Origin of the sequence: Desulfuromonas sp. TF (assembly GCF_000472285.1) — a bacterium.
Classification (GTDB): domain Bacteria; phylum Desulfobacterota; class Desulfuromonadia; order Desulfuromonadales; family ATBO01; genus ATBO01.
The window spans coordinates 466,940-467,716 of the sequence record NZ_KI421421.1; the positions used below are offsets into that span (position 1 = coordinate 466,940).

3 tRNA genes and 1 pseudogene (1 of these 4 running past the window's edge) are annotated in these 777 nt (G+C 52.6%); all 4 read left to right on the forward strand.

Going from position 1 to position 777, the window contains the following annotated elements:
- Window positions 1–402, forward strand: a pseudogene (locus DTF_RS26215) (TonB-dependent receptor); the annotation flags it as partial.
- Between the two features lie 97 nt (window positions 403–499).
- Window positions 500–576 (forward strand) — tRNA-Pro (locus tag DTF_RS0113495).
- A gap of 4 nt (window positions 577–580) precedes the next feature.
- A tRNA-Arg gene (locus tag DTF_RS0113500) sits at window positions 581–657 on the forward strand.
- Between the two features lie 68 nt (window positions 658–725).
- Window positions 726–777 (forward strand) — tRNA-His (locus DTF_RS26950); it runs 41 nt beyond the window's last position.

The following is a 777-nucleotide window of genomic DNA, read 5'->3' on the forward strand; positions in this document are numbered from 1 at the left end:
GGCCTGGACAGCACCTTCGAAACCCAATGGTATGGTCCGTGGGCAGGCATCGATCTGGAATTAAAACCCGTGGAGAGATTTGGGCTGTACGGCTCCTTCGAGTATCATTGGATCGATTTCGAAGCGGAAGCCGACTGGAACCTTCGGGACGATTTCGCGCATCCAAAAAGCTTCGAACAAAAGGCCAGTGACGGTGAGGGGATCGTTCTCGCTCTCGGTGGAAAGTACGACCTGACCGATCAATGGTCCGTCCATCTCACTCTGGATTACCAGGAGTGGAAAGCCCGAGATGGAAAAATACGTTTTTTCGATAACGGCGGCGGATTTACGACGCAGGGCCTCAATGAGGTAAATTGGGAATCCTGGGCCGCGAATATAGGTGTTACCTATCGCTTCCTCTGATCAGGCGGCGGGTTGATCCCGAGGATGTTTTCTTTTCTTCTGTTTTTTTTTTTCGGTTGCAGTAATCCGGTGGTTGTGTTAAAAATTTCCCTCTTGTCGGGGCGTAGCGCAGCCTGGTAGCGCACCTGCCTTGGGAGCAGGGGGTCGCTGGTTCGAATCCAGTCGCCCCGACCACTGCGCGCCAGTAGCTCAGATGGATAGAGCAACGGACTTCTAATCCGTAGGTCGAGGGTTCGAATCCTTCCTGGCGTGCCATTTTTACTGCAAATGGGTTTTCCCATTGACAGTGGCTGATCACTTAGCTAGTATGGCGTTCGTTTTATGGTGGGTGTAGCTCAGTCGGTAGAGCACTGGATTGTGGCTCCAGTTGTCGAG